Annotated in this window: 17 protein-coding genes; 4 read left to right on the top strand and 13 right to left on the bottom strand. The window is 38.5% G+C overall.

From position 1 onward, the window contains the following. Positions 1-92: 92 nt before the first annotated feature. Positions 93-950 carry a YitT family protein gene (locus tag NST93_RS09640; RefSeq protein ID WP_405103538.1) on the top strand — a complete coding sequence of 286 codons (858 nt, stop codon included), beginning with the start codon at positions 93-95 and terminating at the stop codon, positions 948-950. Positions 951-1053: 103 nt separating this feature from the next. Here NST93_RS09640 and NST93_RS09645 read toward each other — a convergent pair whose 3' ends face one another. Then, the gene (locus tag NST93_RS09645; protein WP_405103540.1) at positions 1054-2001 is read right to left on the bottom strand and encodes a dipeptidase; all 948 of its coding nucleotides are present in this window, start codon (positions 1999-2001) and stop codon (positions 1054-1056) included. Between the two features lie 145 nt (positions 2002-2146). On the opposite strand from NST93_RS09645, the gene NST93_RS09650 reads away from it, so the two are divergent. Continuing rightward, positions 2147-3133, top strand: a complete 987-nt coding sequence (locus tag NST93_RS09650; protein ID WP_405103542.1) for a YcjF family protein — start codon at positions 2147-2149, stop codon at positions 3131-3133. A 52-nt stretch (positions 3134-3185) separates the two neighbouring features. Beyond that, positions 3186-3683: a GNAT family N-acetyltransferase gene (locus NST93_RS09655; RefSeq protein ID WP_405103544.1), complete on the top strand. Its 498-nt coding sequence runs from the start codon at positions 3186-3188 to the stop codon at positions 3681-3683. Between the two features lie 30 nt (positions 3684-3713). Here NST93_RS09655 and NST93_RS09660 read toward each other — a convergent pair whose 3' ends face one another. The 11 genes from NST93_RS09660 to NST93_RS09710 form a co-directional block, all read right to left on the bottom strand. Next, on the bottom strand, positions 3714-5117 hold the full coding sequence (locus NST93_RS09660; RefSeq protein WP_405103546.1) for a SpoVR family protein: 1404 nt from the start codon (positions 5115-5117) through the stop codon (positions 3714-3716). Beyond that, positions 5114-6283, bottom strand: a complete 1170-nt coding sequence (gene yhbH, locus NST93_RS09665; protein WP_405103548.1) for a sporulation protein YhbH — start codon at positions 6281-6283, stop codon at positions 5114-5116. The genes NST93_RS09660 and yhbH overlap by 4 nt, the downstream gene beginning before the upstream one ends. Before the next feature lie 108 nt (positions 6284-6391). Beyond that, the gene (locus NST93_RS09670; RefSeq protein ID WP_405103550.1) at positions 6392-8287 is read right to left on the bottom strand and encodes a PrkA family serine protein kinase; all 1896 of its coding nucleotides are present in this window, start codon (positions 8285-8287) and stop codon (positions 6392-6394) included. Positions 8288-8597: 310 nt separating this feature from the next. Further along, the gene (locus NST93_RS09675) at positions 8598-9035 is read right to left on the bottom strand and encodes a hypothetical protein (protein ID WP_405103552.1); all 438 of its coding nucleotides are present in this window, start codon (positions 9033-9035) and stop codon (positions 8598-8600) included. Positions 9036-9052: 17 nt separating this feature from the next. Next, positions 9053-9877 carry an aldo/keto reductase gene (locus NST93_RS09680; protein WP_405103554.1) on the bottom strand — a complete coding sequence of 275 codons (825 nt, stop codon included), beginning with the start codon at positions 9875-9877 and terminating at the stop codon, positions 9053-9055. A 358-nt stretch (positions 9878-10235) separates the two neighbouring features. Then, entirely contained in the window at positions 10236-11183 is a 948-nt protein-coding gene (locus tag NST93_RS09685; protein ID WP_405103556.1) for an MBL fold metallo-hydrolase, read from the bottom strand. 18 nt (positions 11184-11201) lie between these two features. Then, positions 11202-11975, bottom strand: coding sequence for an enoyl-CoA hydratase/isomerase family protein (locus NST93_RS09690; protein ID WP_405103558.1), 774 nt, complete (start codon positions 11973-11975; stop codon positions 11202-11204). Between the two features lie 12 nt (positions 11976-11987). Continuing rightward, complete coding sequence (locus NST93_RS09695) at positions 11988-12980, bottom strand: NAD(P)H-dependent flavin oxidoreductase (RefSeq protein ID WP_405103560.1); 993 nt, start codon at positions 12978-12980, stop codon at positions 11988-11990. Between the two features lie 201 nt (positions 12981-13181). After that, positions 13182-14120: a ketopantoate reductase family protein gene (locus tag NST93_RS09700; protein ID WP_405103562.1), complete on the bottom strand. Its 939-nt coding sequence runs from the start codon at positions 14118-14120 to the stop codon at positions 13182-13184. Positions 14121-14171: 51 nt separating this feature from the next. Next, entirely contained in the window at positions 14172-15329 is a 1158-nt protein-coding gene (locus NST93_RS09705) for a toxic anion resistance protein (protein ID WP_405103564.1), read from the bottom strand. Continuing rightward, positions 15329-15970: a 5-bromo-4-chloroindolyl phosphate hydrolysis family protein gene (locus NST93_RS09710; RefSeq protein ID WP_405103566.1), complete on the bottom strand. Its 642-nt coding sequence runs from the start codon at positions 15968-15970 to the stop codon at positions 15329-15331. The genes NST93_RS09705 and NST93_RS09710 overlap by 1 nt, the downstream gene beginning before the upstream one ends. A 388-nt stretch (positions 15971-16358) precedes the next feature. Between NST93_RS09710 and coaW the strand changes: the two genes are divergently transcribed. Next, a complete protein-coding gene (gene coaW, locus NST93_RS09715; protein ID WP_405103568.1) occupies positions 16359-17156 on the top strand; it encodes a type II pantothenate kinase in 798 nt (265 codons plus the stop codon). Between the two features lies 1 nt (position 17157). Here coaW and NST93_RS09720 read toward each other — a convergent pair whose 3' ends face one another. Beyond that, on the bottom strand, positions 17158-17484 hold the full coding sequence (locus NST93_RS09720) for a DUF3006 domain-containing protein (RefSeq protein WP_405103570.1): 327 nt from the start codon (positions 17482-17484) through the stop codon (positions 17158-17160). Between the last annotated feature and the right edge of the window lie 77 nt (positions 17485-17561).

A 17561-nucleotide genomic window follows, 5' to 3' on the forward strand; every position in this document is an offset into this window, starting at 1 on the left:
CGGAATCCGGTTTCAATAACTTAGGGTCTGTCCTTCTGTCCCTATTAATGGTAAAGTAATAAGTGCAGTTTTTATAGAAAGGAATATTGGAAATGAATTCAAAAAGTCAATTGATGCAGTACATATATATTATTATCGGGGCTTCTATTGTTGGTGTTACATATAATGTATTCTTACTCCCAGCAAAGCTTGCTGCTGGTGGTATTTCTGGGGTCAGTACTATTCTTAATGAGGTATATCAGCTAAGCCCTGCTCTCACTCAATTTACAATTAATGTCCCCATTTTCATTATCGGCTGGATTGCAATGGGTAAAGACTTCGGTGTTAAAACATTGCTCGGAACATTTTGGGTGCCATTTATTATTTATTTAACAGAGGACATTCCCTTTACTGTAACCAATCCACTGCTAGGTGCGATTTACGGGGGTATTATCCTGGGTGTTGGTCTAGGAATTGTTTATAAAGGAAATGGCTCAACCGGAGGAACAGCAGCGATTGCACAAATTGTAAAACGGTTTACAGGAATTTCGAGCGGTTATTCACAATTAATCGTTGACGGGGTTGTCGTTATTACTTCGATTGTCGTCTTCAGTTTTGAATTAACCTTATTTGCTTTAATGGCCATCTTTATTTCAAGCAAAGCAATTGATTTTGTTCAGCTTCGTACAGCAGCAACGAAGCTAATCCTAATTATTACCGATGAAGAAGAAAAGATTCAAACTATTATAAGTAATGAACTTGACCGCGGACTAACAAAAGTGCGCAGTGTCGGCGGCTATTCGAACCAGGATAAAACAATGATTCTTTGTGTAACCGAGCAGCCAGAAGCTGTAGAGTTGAAGAAAACACTGCAAAAAGAAACACCAAATGCATTTGTCATATTCATCAACGCGTCAGAAATCCTGGGGCGCGGATTCTCAATTGACAAATATTATGGCCAAAAATTATAAGGTGCAACTTATCAGTATGACAAAGCCATATAGTCATTTACATGGATGATAATAAAAAACGTGGAAGCTGTGGGAAAAGAAAAACCCGCGGCTTCCACGTTCTTTATTCAGGCAGATGATTCATAAAATTTTTAAATGCAAACCCTTTTACTGTTTCCTCCGGATAATGCTTTAACAGTTCATTGATCAAATTTGGATATTGTGCTGCATTTTCTAACCCATCAATAAAATTCTCAATTCCGTCAAAATCAGAACCAAATCCGATATGTTTTTCTCCGCCCAGCATGCAGATATGATCAATATGACGAATTAAGTCAGCTATTTTCGCATCTGTACTTCCTTCATTGATAAAGGGCGGGTTAAAAACAACATGCAGTGCTCCATCTTTTTCAATGAGAGCAGTAATTTGTTCATCAGTCAGATTCCTTGGATGATTACATAACCTTCGGGCATTAGAATGACTGGCGAATGGATAAGCAGCAGTCTCGATAACATCCCAAAAAGCACGCTCTGACAAATGGGAAACATCTGTTAAAATCTGGTGCTCATTATTCAACTGTACAACATCTTTTCCTAATACTGTCAGACCCCCGCCCCTTGGTTCCCCTGCTCCGTCTGCACAAAGATTTGCAGGATTCCAGGTCAGTCCAACCGATAGTACACCTAATCTGTACAAAGTTTTCAGCTTCGTCAAATCATTACCAATACAATCTGCTCCTTCTAAAGTCAAAACTGCCCCAATTTCCCCGGATTGTAATTCTCTAATTTCTTCAACGTTTTTAATATGTTTCATTGCAGGGTTTTTTCCAAGTACTTCTGTATAAAAGAGATCCACTTGCTCGAGTGCATGCTGCCATTGTTCATTGGTCGGCACATCAGGAAGGATGAAAATCGCAAAAAACTGCACTTTCACTCCTCCAGCCTGTAACCGGCTAAAGTTTGTCTGCAGTTCAGGTGCATCATGAAAATCGGGTATATGATCAAAAACCTTTCCGCGCTTTCCCAGCTGCAGTTTAAATAAGGCATCACAATGTGTATCAATAATATTCATTTAACTTCCTCCTTTAGAAAAGGATAGCACTTTTTAATTTTTACTGACAGTATTTTTAGGGTATACAGTATTCGACAGCTATTTTCACTTTTTCTATTCAAACTACAATAATTTTGATATGATGTTGGCAAGGAGCGTGGTTCACATGCAACACTACAATGAAAAAGACTTTGATCAGGCATTTGAACAAGAAACAGACAAAGTAAACGCACAGCTCGATAAAGAGATTTTATTTGCAATGATTGGTGATGTAAATACTGGGAAATCCTCAACAATTAATCAGTTAATCGGTGATGAAGTAGCTGAAGTCGGGGCAAGACCTGGTGAAACAACTGGTATTGACCGCTACGTATATCGCGATAAAATCATCTTTGTCGATACACCTGGCTTAGATGATATTCATGTAAAAAACTCTGAAGAAACCCTGCAATTTTATAAACAGGCAGATATTGTTTTATTCTTTTTAAATGCTGCCGGAACAGTTCTGTCTGAAGGCGAGAGAAAGTCCTTCGAATTAATCAAAAAAACAAATAAAGATATCATTTTTGTTTTAAATAAGATTGATGCCGCAGATGATATTCCTGGCCTGGTGACCTATGTAAAAGAGCACACGGGCGGCCGGTTCAAGGTGGTGCCAATATCCTCAAGAACCGGAGAAAATATCGATAAATTGAGAAATGAAGTTTTGGATATTCTGAAAAAAAAGCATAAAGAAATTCAATTTGCAAGATTGATTAAGGAAAAAACTTCTACAGCGAATAAATGGATTCTGGCAGCATCAGGCTCTGCAACTGCAGTTGGAGCAGCGCCAATTCCTGGTTCAGATTTTGTTCCCTTAACCGGTATTCAGGTTGGATTAATGGTCAAGTTAGCAGCTCTATATGAAAAACCGCTGTCAAAAGCTAAAGCCAAAGAATTGATTATCGCAACAATCACAGGTAATATCGGAAAAACACTTTTCCGTCAAATAATCAAACTTGTTCCTGGCGCAGGCTCTGTTGCTGGCGGCAGTATCGCAGGCGGCATGACGCTCGCACTTGGCTATGCGGTTAGGTATGCTTATGAAAATGATATTGAGCTTAATCCTAATTCATTAAAATCACTTTATGAATTTTTTAAAGAAAAACAGTAAAGGAGCGGGTATTCTTGCCCACTCCATATACACTTGATCTGGGGGCAGGGAAATGTACATTCGGGAAATCGAAACAAAAGATGATAAACATATCGAAAAGATCATTAAATCCTCACTGGAATCCGTAAAGCTTAATCTTCCTGGGACAGCTTATTTCGACCCGCATCTTGGACAATTATCCTCCTATTATCAAGCACAAACCAATGCAAAGTACTGGGTGGTTGCCAATCAACACGACGAAGCTGTTGGCGGAGTTGGCATCGGACCATTTGGGGAACAGCATGGAGTAGGTGAATTACAAAAGCTTTACCTTGCACCAGAGGCACAAGGTAAAGGGCTGGCTAAACAATTAATGAAAATAGCGCTGACATTTGCAAGAGAAAATTACACATGCTGCTACCTCGAAACATTTGATGCACTCCACGCGGCAAATCAGCTTTATTTAAAATTCGGATTCGTCCAGCTCAAAGAACCACTTCCAGGCTCTGACCACAATGCCTGCGACAGCTGGTACATAAAAAAGTGGGACACCATGGTTTCGCCCGATTAATATCGGGACAGACCTGGTGTCCCACTTTTTTTACAGCAATTTTTTCTTCACTTCTCCACCATTACAAGTAAATCTAACTGTGCGATCCTCTACAATTGTTTCGATATGCACAGGCCTTCCCCATAATTTATACACATATGGCAAAACATGTTCAAGATATGGCAGATCAAGTTCAATTCCCTCATAGCCATGCAAGAGATACAGTTCCCCATTCCGTTGATAATCTCCATCAACTACAGTGATAAAAGGAAAACCTCCATTCACTCGCATTGAAACGAGCTGGTCACGAACTAATTCATAATCTTTCGTTGAAATTCGGTAATCCCGGCCTTTCTTTTCAAACAAGTACATATCCTCTTCTTCAACAATTTCCTTCGTCAAATAATTCCGGATAAAGGAAATATCAGACTCTACCTCACGCACTTCAAACATCTTATTACGGCCAGACCCTGACTTTATCCCTTGATTCTGCATTGATTCAGTCGGATGATCATATCGTTTTTCAATATCCTCAAAAACTTTTATGCCCATATAATACGGATTAATCGACGTCCTTGAAGGCTGCAGTACACTTGCATTTAAAGAGGCATATTCCACAGCCTCGTCAGTCGTTAAATCCAATTCCCGCATAATCCGCTGATGCCAATATGATGCCCAGCCTTCGTTCATAATTTTTGTTTCAAGCTGCGGCCAAAAATAGAGCATCTCATCACGCAGCATTGTCAAAATGTCACGCTGCCACTCGTCTAGTTCCCGGCTGTGCTGTTCAATAAAATAAAGCAAATCCTTCTCAGGCTCTTTAGGAAACTTCTTTCTTTCTTTCTTAATTATCGGTCTGTTTTTTTCTGCTTCATCCAGATCCCATAAGTCGTCATATGGTGTAGGTTTTCGCATATATTCAACTTTTTCATCTTCCTCAGAATCAACAGTAACATGGCGCATTAATGACGGATCCACATGTTCTTGTATTGCCAAGACACTATCTAAAAAAGCCTCCACTTCCTTTTTCCCATAACGCATTTCGTAAGCAGAAATCCGTTCCGCAGTTCTCGTCATACTTTCCACCATATCCCTGCGCGTATTGGAAAAACGAATATTATTTTTAAAGAAATCACAATGTGCCAGCACATGTGCGATAATCATTTTATTTTGCACAAGTGTATTTGTATCAAGTAAAAAAGCATAACAAGGATCAGAATTAATAACAAGTTCATAAATCTGGCTTAACCCAAGGTCATATTGCAGTTTCATTTTATGGAATTGCTTTCCAAAACTCCAATGGTTAAACCTCGTCGGCATCCCATACGCCCCGAAAGTATAAATTATATTAGCAGGGCAGATTTCATAGCGCATGGGATAGAAGTCCAATCCAAATCCTGCTGCAATCTCGGTAATTTCGTCAATTGCCAAAGCTAATTCTTTACTCTCTGTCAACGAGAACCCTCCCTCGTTTCCTGTTTCGAAAAAAAGCTTTTCAATGCGGGATAAACATCGTTCTTTTCACGCAGCTCATAATAACGAAAATTAGGATGATCGATTGGCCGATACGTATTCATCAGTGTCGAATAACGATTATAGCTATTCACCTCACCATAGCCAAACATTTGTGAGACTTGCAGAAGCTCATCAACAAGCTTTAAGCATTTCGCATTGTCTGAAGTAATATTTTCCCCATCAGAAAAATGAATTGGATAAATATTATAGCGGGAAGGTTGATATTTCTCTTCAATTAATTCGAGTGCCTTTGTATAAGCAGATGAGCAAATCGTTCCGCCACTCTCTCCCTTTGAAAAAAAGTCTTCTTTTGATACAACTTTAGCCAAGGTATGGTGTGCAATAAACTCAAATTCTACTGTTTCGTATTTCGTTGTCAAAAATCGATCCATCCAGAAGAAAAAGCTTCTTGCCACATACTTTTCAAACGTTCCCATCGATGCACTCGTATCCATCATGGCGAGTACGACTGCTTTAGATTCACGCTTCACTGATTCATTCCAGGTTTTAAATCTGAGATCATCATTATAAATTGGTGTAATACTAGCATTACCCTTTGATGCATTGCGTTTCAATGCCGATAAGATTGTTCTCTTCTTATCAATATTTCCCATCAGGCCTTTTTTGCGGACATCATTAAATTCGATATTCTCAGTAATCAGCTCGCCACTTTCTTTTTCCTCGATATTCGGCAGCTCAAGTTCTTTAAGCAGTGCCTTTTCAATATCAGCCAGAGAAACCTCTATTTCATAATAGTCCTCTCCAGGCTGATCACCAGGCTTCTCCGCCCCACCCTCTCCGTCACCCTTTTTTGGACTTCTTGCAATGACGTCACCTACCTGACTTTCCCCGTCACCTTGCCCTACATGCTTTGTTTTATCGTGATTATAACGTATTTTATATTCATCCAAGGAACGGATGGGGATTTTTACAATATTTTTTCCGTCAGACATAATAATATTTTCCTGGCTAATTAGATCAGGCAGATTATTTTTTATCGCTTCTTTCACCTTTTCAAGATGGCGGTCTTGATCTTGATTGCCTTTACGATGGAGTGACCAATTTTCTTTAGAAACAATAAATTCTTGGTTAGGTTTTTCCCCCATCCTAATCCTCCTTATTTTTCTTGCTGTGCAAAGGTTATTTAAAATATCATATTTATTTGAGAGGATAATGTGCCTGCTAATCGATGCACACACAGGACTTTAAAGAAATCAGCGATTCAGCAAACTGCCAACATAGCGCAGCAGCTCATTTGCAGACGTAGAATTATAGCCATACTCATCAATTAATCTCGCAATGACTTCATTTACTTTCTTCAACTGTGATTCGTCAGGTGTATTGGAAGTCGTTGTAATTTTTACGACGTCCTTCAAATCTGCAAATAATTTCTTCTGTATCGCTTCACGCAAGCGTTCATGTGAATTATAATCAAATCGCTTCCCTTTCCTGGCATATGCTGACAATCGAATAAGAATCTCTTCACGAAAGGCTTTCTTCGCATTTTCTGAGATTCCAATTTGTTCCTCAATTGACCGCATCAGCTTTTCATCCGGATTCATTTCCTCACCAGTTAATGGGTCACGCAGCTTATTTTTATTACAATATGCCTCCACATTATCCAGATAATTATCCATTAATGCTTTTGCAGATTCTTCATAAGAATAAACAAACGCTTTTTGTACTTCATTTTTTGCAATATTATCATATTCTTTTCTGGCAACCGCAATATAATTCGTATATTTTTCAGCTTCCTCTGAAGATATCGATGGATGCTGATCAAGTCCGTCTTTCAAGGAACGCAAAACATCCAGCGCATTGATTGATGGCACTTCCTTACGTATGATTGCTGATGAGATTCGGTTAATGACATAACGCGGATCAATTCCATCCATTCCCTCATCGGCATGCTCTCTTCGCAATTCTTCCATATCGACTTGGTGATAACCTTCGACATTCTCCCCATCATAGAGACGCATCTTTTTCACAAGGTCAATTCCTTGTTTGGAAGATTCCTTCAAACGGGTTAGTATGGAGAAGATTGCTGCTACTCGCAAGGCATGTGGTGCAACATGCACATCTGCAATATCACTTTCCTTTATCATCTTCTCGTAAATTCTTTCTTCCTGACTGACACGAAGATTATAAGGTATTGGCATGACAATGATTCGCGAATGCAGTGCTTCATTCTTTTTATTCGCAATAAATGAGCGGTATTCTGTTTCATTTGAATGGGCAATGATCATTTCATCTGCCGAAATGAGGGCAAACCTTCCAGCTTTAAAGTTCCCTTCTTGAGTCAGGGACAATAAATGCCAAAGAAATTTCTCGTCCGATTTTAAAATCTCCTGAAATTCCATCATTCCGCGGTTCGCCTTGTTCAATTCTCCATCAAAGCGGTAAGCACGCGGATCTGACTCTGAACCAAATTCCGCAATAGTTGAAAAATCAATACTCCCTGTAAGGTCAGCAATATCTTGTGATTTAGGATCTGATGGACTAAAGGTGCCAATCCCTACCCGTTTATCTTCTGAGAAAAAGATTCGCTCAATCCGCACATCTTCAATTTTACCGCCGTATTCCTTTTCCAGCCGCATAGTATTTAATGGTGATAAACTGCCTTCAATTCGAATTCCATAACTTTCATAAAAGTCGTTACGCAAGTGAGGTGGAATGAGATGAAGCGGATCCTCATGCATTGGGCAGCCTTTAATCGCATAAATTGCTCCAGAATCGGTACGTGAATATTCTTCCAATCCGCGTTTCAGTATGTTCACAATCGTTGACTTTCCACCACTTACAGGGCCCATTAATAGTAAAATTCTCTTTCTGACATCTAATCGTTTCGCTGCAGGGTGAAAATATTCTTCAACAAGTCGTTCAATCGCATGCTCCAAACCAAAAATGTCATCCCCGAAAAAATGATAGGTTTTCCTGTCATTTTCTTCTGTAAATCCATGCTCTTTAATCATATTATATACACGGGAATGAGCTGACTGCGCAACCTCAGGTCTTTCCTTCAGAATTTCCAAATACTCCGCAAAACTGCCTTCCCATCGTAAACTATTTTCCTCTTCTCGGTACGCTCGAACTTTATTTAAAATATCCATATATGCTCCCTCCATCTTAGCAGCGATTTATACATCCTATGCTGGACAGAGATTTAACATTACTTTGATATTACTAAACTTAATGATGAAGACGCATAGCTATTACACAATCAGTAGTTAAAAATATAAATGAGGAATACCTTCCTTTAAAATCCATTTTTAATCTAATTTTCCATCCTAATTATTTCCCAGGGAATAATTTGACGAAGTTTGTTAAAAAAGTAGAGTTGAAGGTGTTTTGAAAAGCTTACAATATAAAAGAAGAAGAGTGCTTCCCTATAGGAAGCACTCTTCTTTACTCTTAATCCTGCTATTTCAACACATCTTCTTGATATTCTTCAATCGAAATTAATTCTCCATCAACAATCTCATATTGACTGGCTGTTTTTAATACAACCCATGTCATGATTTGTTCATCAGGAGCATCTAATACAATAAAATGCCATTCGTCCTGATAGGTTTCATCCAAATCTGCAACTATTTCGGAATTTAATTGATTTTGTCTTACCTCGACGATATTTAATAGCTTCACTCCTTGAGCATAGCGCACCTGCTCTGCCAATTCATCTGCAAGTTCCTCTATTGGATGTGCTTCTAAATAAGACATACCGAAATAAGACATTACCCCTTCATCATTTTCGACTAAAGCTTCCGTATACATATCCTCTACAATAGCAACAGAGGCCGGGTTAAAACAACCTGATAAAATAAAACTCAAAATAACCAATAAGATACTTATATTTTTCATGTACTAAAAGCTACTCCTTAAAAATCATCAGGATTAGAGCCAATACGTTCATTTTTATTTAGATCATTCAGCTTTTCCATCTCATCCTCTGTTAATTCAAAATTAAAAATATCTGCATTTTCTTGCATACGGTGTTCTTTTACAGACTTTGGAATTGTAATTACGCCATTTTGCAGGTTCCATCGTAAAACAATTTGAGCGGGTGTCTTACCGTGTTTATCGGCAATTTCCTTAATAACTGGTTCCGTAATAATTTCACCGCGCTTTAATGGGGACCATGATTGCATTTGAATAGCATTTTCTTTACAAAATTGGAGAACATCCTCTTGCGTGAGGTGTGGATGGTATTCAATTTGGTTTAATACTGGTTTAACTTCTGCATCCTTCAGCAGTTCTTCCAGATGATGTACATGGAAATTACTTACCCCAATAGAACGAACTTTTCCATCACGATAAATTTTTTCCAATGCACGCCATGTATCTTTAAACTTTCCTGTTATTGGCCAGTGAATGAGATAAAGATCCAGGTATTCCAGTCCCAGTTTTTCCATTGTTGTGTCAAAAGCTGCTAATGTCTCTTCATAGCCCTGGTCATCATTCCATACCTTAGAAGTAACAAATATTTCTTCACGCGGGATTCCTGAGTCATGAATTGCTTTTCCGACAGCTTCTTCATTACCATAAATAGCTGCTGTATCAATTAAACGATAGCCGAGTTTTAACGCAGTACGTACCGTATCGTATGTTGTTGCTCCTGCTTCAACCTTAAATACACCAAGTCCAAAGCCCGGTATTTTTATACCATTATTTAATATAACCTTATCTTGTAAATGATTAATCATGTCAATCCCCCTATTTTTACTAGAATCTACCCCTATCTTACCACTTTTCACTTATGTAAAACAATTTTGAATCACAATATTGAAAGCGCATTTTCTGTCTTAAAACGGGCGGTCCCGTCGCAGCGCTTCAAAATTATAAGTACTAGTACGCCCCGTATATATCTGCACTGTACATATGAAGGGGTGCAAAGTGGAGATAAGGTAATAGACAGGAACAAATGAATTATAATATATTAAAATCCGAACGATACCTTGCATTCGTTCGGATTTTAAATAAACCCCTGACTACTTTATTTCAGAATTTCGCTATATATACTTTCTATCTTATAATGTTCTTCTTTTATAGCGTTGGTATTCGTTATATCCCAGTCTCTTGATACACATAATGATTATTTTGTAATTCTCTCCCACACTTTCCTTCTAATCTTAAGTATTCTAAATGTGCCAGGGTTTCGCCTATTGCAAAGCGCATTTCATGAACGGTCAATTTTTTATTAAACAGCAGTTCACATGCTTCATACACTGTACATGGCTTTTGAATAATTTCCAATGTTTGGTCCAGACGTTCTTCATGGTGGGCTTTCAGTTCTAAAACTCTTTCATGCCCGTTATGAAAGGGGTCTCCATGAGACGGGATCACTAAGTCTACTTCAAGTGCCGCTATTTTGTCCAGAGATTGATAGAAACTTTTTAATGGATTAGGATCCCCATGAAACCAATGTGATATATTCGGTGTAATCCTTGGCAGAATATGATCTGTCCCTAAAAGGATATTCTCTTCTTTATTATAGAATGTAACAAGTCCCTCAGAATGTCCTGGCGTAAAAATAACCTCGTATTCCAAGTTTCCGAGTTTTAACTTCTCTCCATCCTTCAGGTAATGATCCACATTTGGATAAGGAGTAACCCGGGGAATAAAGTCTCTTGTATTTTCTATCATTTCACGAGCTGCTTCATCGGGAATCCCTGATAAGCCATAATTTTTCTCCAGCGTTGTTAATAATTCTTCTTCCCAAGCATACAGCCCATTTTCGGCATCCACCTGTGACATGGAAACACGTGCACCATATTTCTCTTGGAATCCTCCTGCATATCCGAAATGATCTGGATGATAATGGGTTATAATTAAATCAGTTACTCTTCTTTGGTCTAATTCTATGCCCCAGCGTTTAACTGTTTGCTCATTGTGAAGCCCTGCATCGACAACAGTGAAACCATTTTCCCCCTCCGCTAAAAAGCAATTGACATGATTCAATCGAAATGGAAGGTCAAGACGCACAAGCTGCAAACCGTATTTTTCTATCAAATTACCACATCCTCTATCTTATTTCCCTTTAAAATCAGGTTTCCGCTTTTCAAAGAAAGCTGCAATCCCTTCTTTATTATCCTCTGATTGCAGTAATAATGTTTGAATAGAACTTTCCTGCAGATCACTTGTTTCATAATTTAATTGATCTGCGTGATTCACCATTTGCTTAACAAAACGATTAGCGAGTGGAGGACCATCAACAATAAACTGAGCAAAATCAGCTGCTTCTTCCTGTAAATTGCCACCAACTACTCGATTGACTATTCCCCAACGGGCTGCTTCTTCTGCTGAAACGGTTTTAGCTGCTGATATCCATTCCTTCACAATCGCACTTGGCAGCTTTTCACTCAATGCTTTAATAAGTCCCAGATCAGGAATCAAGCTAACATTTGAAAAGCTGCTTACAAATTTTGCTTCTTGGTCAGCTACTATAAAATCAGCTGCCAGTGCCATACTAAAGCCTGCACCAGCTGCAAAACCATGAACAGCTGCGATGACATAAGTGTCCATCTTGCGTATGGTTTGTATAACTTCCAGTGCTTTTTTCATATATTTTAGTATTTCATCCGGGCTCTCAAGCCGATGGAGTGTTTCTAAATCTCCGCCTGCTGAAAATCCTTTCCCAGCTCCAGAGAAAATGACAGCCCGAATATTTTCATCCTGGTCTGCATCATTTAATGCTGCCAATAAATCATGTACAAGTTCAATAGATAAGGCATTCCGTTTTTCTGGTCGATTCATCGTAATATAAGCGATTTTATTCTCTTTTTTTACATCAATTGTCAGCATCTTTTTTCCCCCTTAAATTTCTGCTTTCTCAAGAGCTGCAGCATATTGCTTATAAATTGTTTCTTGTGCTTTCTGATATTGCTCCTCAAGCTCCCTCGTAATTTCCTTCACGCTTTGCTGTGTTTTTATCGGACCAACACCTTGCCCTGCTCCCCAAATATCACGCCAAGCACGGACATCCGGATTGCCGAGCTCTGAAAAGTCAATTTTCCCCTTCTCAGGAAGAGCAGCAGGATCAAGACCGGAATTAATAATGCTTTGTGTTAAATAATTAGCATGGATGCCGCTGAATGCAGGTGTGTATGTAATGTCTTCAATTGTAGAATCCATTACCATTTGCTGATAATCGGCAGATGCCGTACTTTCTTTGGCAACAATATATTTTGTTCCCATATAAGCAAAATCAGCACCAAGCGTTTCAGCAATTAGAATATCTTCCCCTTGTGACATTGCTCCTGAAAGTGCAATTGGTCCATCAAAAAAGCCACGCACCTCATGCATAAAAGCAATTGGATTTAGCCTTCCACCATGTCCGCCTGCCCCTGCAGCCACGAGTACTAAACCATCACTGCCTTTTTCAATCGCTTTTTTCGCAAACTTGATGTCAATTACATCACTTAGAACAACGCCGCCATACTTTTTTACAACCTGAACAACAGGTTCTGGATCCCCAAGTGAGGTAATCACTAATGGCGGCTGGTGTTTTTCAATCAATGACAGATCCTCTTGAAAGCGTTTATTCGAACGATGGCTGATAAAGTTCACACCCCAAGGCGCTGGTTCTTCATTATTTTTCTTTTTTAATCCTTCAAGACCGTCCGTAATTTCTGTCATCCAATTATCCAGGTCTTCTGTTGTCCGTGCGTTTAGCGCTGGAAAAGTTCCTATTATCCCAGCTTCACAAGCTTCAAGTACCATTTTCGGATTAGAAATAAGAAACATAGGTGCCAGAATAACTGGAAGCTTTACGCCTTTTTTCAATTGTATCGTCGCCTGATTGCCCATTCTTTTCTCCCCTTTGTTTATCTTTTAATTGAATGAATGCTCATTCATTGCTTAGTAAAAAAACTTCCTCGCTGTATTCTTGTATGAGGAAATGTGTTAAAAAATTGTAGTTATCTCAATTCTAAATTTTCTTTTTTTTAAAGTCAAGCTTTGTAATCCATAATCTTTTAGTATGGAGACGGAATGTATTGTAAACAACCATCATTTAACTTGTATGTTATAACTTTTTTCTATTATATGAATCAATTCTGTCATCATTTCATTATAAGGTGTGCTGATTCCATGTCTTTTTCCATAAACAGCAATTGCTCCATTTATTACTTCTATTTCTGTCTTTCTTTCATTTAAAATATCAGTAAGCATGGATGACTGATTGCGGGCAATCTGCTTATGGCCAATTGCAAGAATTTCCTTCACTGGATGATTATATAAAAGTTCAATCTTCTCCGCTTTTGCGACATTCACTGCCTCTTCGATAAGCTTCGTGGCGATTTTCTCACCATCCTTTGTTAAAATTGCATCACCATTCTTTAATTTCGTCACCGCTGTTAAGCTATTAAAGGCAACATTAATTAGCAGCTTGCTCCAAATAACTGACTGCACATTTGAAGAGACCGCTGTTTCTATCCCAGCATTCGTCAGCATCTTGCTTATAGCTTCAGCTTTTTTACCAGTTATATCATTCATTAAACCTATATTTGTTTTTCCTGTAGCACGATGAGCAATTTGACCGGGACCCAACACACTAGCGCCACTTCCAGTACCGCCAATTCCATGGATTGCTTGTGGAATGACTTCCTGTATTATTTCAAGATTTCCTACACCATTTTGCAAGCTAAGCACAATTGTATTTTCATCAATTATATGTTTTATTTCAGATAAAACCTGTTCTGTTGCAAAAGCCTTAACAAGAACAATGATTAGCTCATATTCCTTTTTTAGCTCGCTTTCCCTATAACAAACAGGGATTTGGATTGTATATTCCTTTTCATCTGATGAGGTGAGTTCAATTCCATGACTTTCAATTTGTTTAATCACCGTATTCTCCCGATTAAACAATGTCACATCATAACCTGCCTGCTTCAATTTGGCTCCAAACAAGCATCCCATTGCCCCTGCACCTAAAATTAATGTTTTCATTCTTATCCCCCATAAAAATAGGACAGCGGGGACGAATCCCCGGTGTCCCATTTAGTCTTTTAGTTCAAGCATTTTCTGTTTCATTTCCTCTTCCATACTGAGCATTTCTTTTTCAGCCTGCTGACGTTTTTCTCTTCCTTCAGCCTGAATACTCATTGTTTCTTCAATTGTTGACATTAACTGTTCCTGTGTACGTTTCAATGTTTCAATATCAACGAGACCACGCTCATTTTCTCTTGCTGTTTCTACTGTGTTTTCTTTCAGCATTTCTGCATTTTTAAGCAGCAGGTCATTCGTCGTTTGCGAAACGAGCTTTTGTGCTTCAACCGCACTTCTCTGACGCAGTAATGTCAAAGCTATTGCCATTTGATTTTTCCAGAGCGGTATTGCTGTTAGAATAGATGATTGAATTTTTTCCACCAATGCTTGATTCGTATTTTGAATTAAACGAATCTGTGGTGCACTTTGAATCGTAATCTGTCTGCTCAGCTTTAAATCATGTGTCCGTTTCTCCAGACGGTCCGTGAATTGGATAAGATCATTTACTTCCTGCACCATCATTTGATTTTGACTGGCTTCAGCCTTTTTTCGAAGTTCGGGGATATCTTTCGTACGCAGTTCTTCAATTTTCACTTCACCAGCAGCAATAAAAATATTAAGCGCATCAAAATAATCCTTATTTTTCATAAACAATTGTTCAAGAAGCTTGTTGTCCTTCATTAATTCATCTTTGCTTCTATCCAGCTTTACACCAATTCGGTCAATCTGTGCTCCTGTTTTTTGGTACTTTGACATAATCTCATTTACGGAGCCTGAAATGCGGTTGAATATTTTTGATAAGAATCCGCGCTTATTAGGGTTCAGATCATCTGGGTCAACTTGGTCCAATTTTTTCATCAGGTCTGTTAAAATACCGCCAATTTCGCCAATATCATTATTTTTTACATGGTCAAGCATTCCATGAGAGAAGTCCATTAACTTAGACTGTGCTTCTGTTCCATATTGTGAAACACTTTGATGGTCATTTGGATCAATTTGCTTTGCCAGCTGCAGTGCTTTTTCTTTTTTTCCTTCTGGCAGCATATCAACCAGTTTTTTTGGCTTATCTTTTGCAGTTACCAATGTATCTTCAATTGAGTCACTTCCGAAGGGATTAGCTAATAGCTCGTCCATTTCAGATGGCTCATGCTTTTCTTTTTCTTGATTCATTAAATGACCCTCCCATTTGAATTCTTAGGCTTCTTTAGCGAGCGCTTTGCAACATCAAGTTCAAAATGAAGTGTATCTACATCATCATTCAGCATAATTCGTAAATCCTTCTTCACTGTTTGTCCAAGGACAATAATGGTATGTCTGGAATCTCTCATTGTGTCGTTCATTTCTCGTGACTTCACTGGCTGTGAAGAAAGGTAAGCATACTTTTCTGCAATTTCGACAAGCGAGTCCAGATGCTTATAATAAAAACTCTCCGCTTGAAAAAACCTTGCTGGCTCCCTTTTTGTATTTGCATATATTTTCTTTACTGTCGTAATTATTTCCATATTTTCTCTCGCATTTCCAAATTGACGAACATCCAGTAATGCGCGTTGCAGCCTGGAGATTTTGCCTTTCGCTTCTTGTAAATTCGTTGAGATAAACTTATATTCCTTCCTAGTCAGCCCATTATCCTTCGCATAGCGGTACGTCGTTATTCCTTTTAGAGAATAATATGTTGCTGTCGCACCGATGATAGAATAAAGACTCGCTAGAAGGAAGGCTTGACTAAACCCGAAAAAGGCGACAAGCCAAACAACTGTCATAACAGAGAAAGCCGCCATTGAACGCAGTATAAACTGGAAAAATGCTTTCATCTCATCACTCCTATAGGAATTCATTTCCTGTATCACTTCAAACATTAGTCTATAAAAAAGTTTAATAATAGTTTTATAATCAGGATTATACTTTAACAGCATGCAGAGGAATAGGCAGGTTAAAATGCCCCTCTATCCCCTTATTTTCTTATACGACAAAACCCTTCAATAAGTTTCATCTATTTTCTATTTTAACTGACTTAAGGAGAAATAACTATTAGAAAGAATTTACTCTTTACTCTTTTATTTGTATTACATCAACCAGTTTGCTGCAGAGTGATTTAAGAGCGTTCATTATTATGGTAGTTGGGTTCTTATTGTTGAAAGACAATGAATACGTTATGATTTATTCAACCTAAATCATTTAAAGATGGAAGGAGGAATTGTATTGTTGAAACTTGGCATTGATGCAGGTGGAACACTGATTAAACTTGCATATGAAGAAAAAGGCTGCCTGCACGTGAAAACATACAAATATAATGAAATAGCGACACTCATTCAATGGCTGAATATGCTTGCTCCCGAAGCAACCCTATTAGGAACTGGGGGAAAATGGCCCGAACTGGCAGCAAAACTAAAACAAAAGCAACAAACAACAGATGAATTTACTGCGCTTATTAATGGAACAAGATATTTACTAGAGATAGAGGGCACACCCGAGAGAGAGTTTATTTTAACAAGTATTGGTACCGGCACATCTATTTTTCATGTGAAGGAAAATAATTTTGAACGAATGCTTGGCAGTGGTATTGGTGGTGGCACGTTTATAGGATTAGGGTCATTGCTTACGAAAACAAATCAATTTCAGGAGCTTGTGGAACTCGTAAGCTTAGGTAATCGCCAAAATAGTGACTTACTCGTTAAAGATATTTACGGCTCAGTTGAAGCACCATTATTTGGTAATTTAACAGCTGCAAATTTTGGAAAGGCTCACTCACATACAGAAAAAACAGAAGCTGATCACGCTGCTGCATTAAACCAATTAATTACTGAGGTAATTCTATCTCTCGCCGGTCAAGTTGCTGCAGCAAAAAATATCCAACATATTGTTTTTGCTGGCAGTACATTGCAAGGCAATCAACCACTTCGTGAAAGTATTGCAAGTTTTCAGGAAATGCTGCAATTTACGCCTGTCTTCTTAGAGAAAGGGGCCTATGCTGGAGCAATCGGGGCTTTATATGCTTAATTTACTGTGGACTTTTTATGTGAAGCCTGTCTAATAGGTCGCTGATTTCGGTTTGCCTCTCTTCGTTTACACGCGGCAATGAGCGAATCATGACAGGCTTTCCTTCTTTCACTTGGACAAGCACCCATTGATTTTCCTCAATAAATGCCCCCAATGATTGAACGGGCAAAATGATTTCCTCTCCTATTTCCTCCAGTAAAATGACAGCAGCATCCCCTTCAAATCGATCAACTACCCCTGTGTATTGACTGTTCAGTGATGGATATAGTTCAGGGGCTGCTAGCGCTGTCAGAAAAAAATATAGCATGATAGTTATATGAAGTTTCATTTGGCAATCTCTCCTTGATTTTGTTCTATTATTGCAAAGCAGAATGTATCGTGCATTCATATATTTTTGAAATACGA

Source organism: Oceanobacillus sp. FSL H7-0719, from assembly GCF_045040795.1.
GTDB lineage: Bacteria > Bacillota > Bacilli > Bacillales > Amphibacillaceae > Oceanobacillus.

What these genes read in the sequence shown, in the direction of transcription:
- NST93_RS09705 (WP_405103564.1), bottom strand. Translation starts at nt 15,329, where the DNA reads ATGAATCAAGAAAAAGAAAAGCATGAGCCATCTGAAATGGACGAGCTA.
- NST93_RS09640 (WP_405103538.1), top strand. Translation starts at nt 93, where the DNA reads ATGAATTCAAAAAGTCAATTGATGCAGTACATATATATTATTATCGGG.
- NST93_RS09680 (WP_405103554.1), bottom strand. Translation starts at nt 9,877, where the DNA reads ATGATTAATCATTTACAAGATAAGGTTATATTAAATAATGGTATAAAA.
- NST93_RS09645 (WP_405103540.1), bottom strand. Translation starts at nt 2,001, where the DNA reads ATGAATATTATTGATACACATTGTGATGCCTTATTTAAACTGCAGCTG.
- NST93_RS09720 (WP_405103570.1), bottom strand. Translation starts at nt 17,484, where the DNA reads ATGAAACTTCATATAACTATCATGCTATATTTTTTTCTGACAGCGCTA.
- NST93_RS09710 (WP_405103566.1), bottom strand. Translation starts at nt 15,970, where the DNA reads ATGAAAGCATTTTTCCAGTTTATACTGCGTTCAATGGCGGCTTTCTCT.
- NST93_RS09695 (WP_405103560.1), bottom strand. Translation starts at nt 12,980, where the DNA reads ATGGGCAATCAGGCGACGATACAATTGAAAAAAGGCGTAAAGCTTCCA.
- NST93_RS09655 (WP_405103544.1), top strand. Translation starts at nt 3,186, where the DNA reads ATGTACATTCGGGAAATCGAAACAAAAGATGATAAACATATCGAAAAG.
- NST93_RS09675 (WP_405103552.1), bottom strand. Translation starts at nt 9,035, where the DNA reads ATGAAAAATATAAGTATCTTATTGGTTATTTTGAGTTTTATTTTATCA.
- NST93_RS09690 (WP_405103558.1), bottom strand. Translation starts at nt 11,975, where the DNA reads ATGCTGACAATTGATGTAAAAAAAGAGAATAAAATCGCTTATATTACG.
- NST93_RS09650 (WP_405103542.1), top strand. Translation starts at nt 2,147, where the DNA reads ATGCAACACTACAATGAAAAAGACTTTGATCAGGCATTTGAACAAGAA.
- NST93_RS09670 (WP_405103550.1), bottom strand. Translation starts at nt 8,287, where the DNA reads ATGGATATTTTAAATAAAGTTCGAGCGTACCGAGAAGAGGAAAATAGT.
- yhbH (WP_405103548.1), bottom strand. Translation starts at nt 6,283, where the DNA reads ATGGGGGAAAAACCTAACCAAGAATTTATTGTTTCTAAAGAAAATTGG.
- NST93_RS09700 (WP_405103562.1), bottom strand. Translation starts at nt 14,120, where the DNA reads ATGAAAACATTAATTTTAGGTGCAGGGGCAATGGGATGCTTGTTTGGA.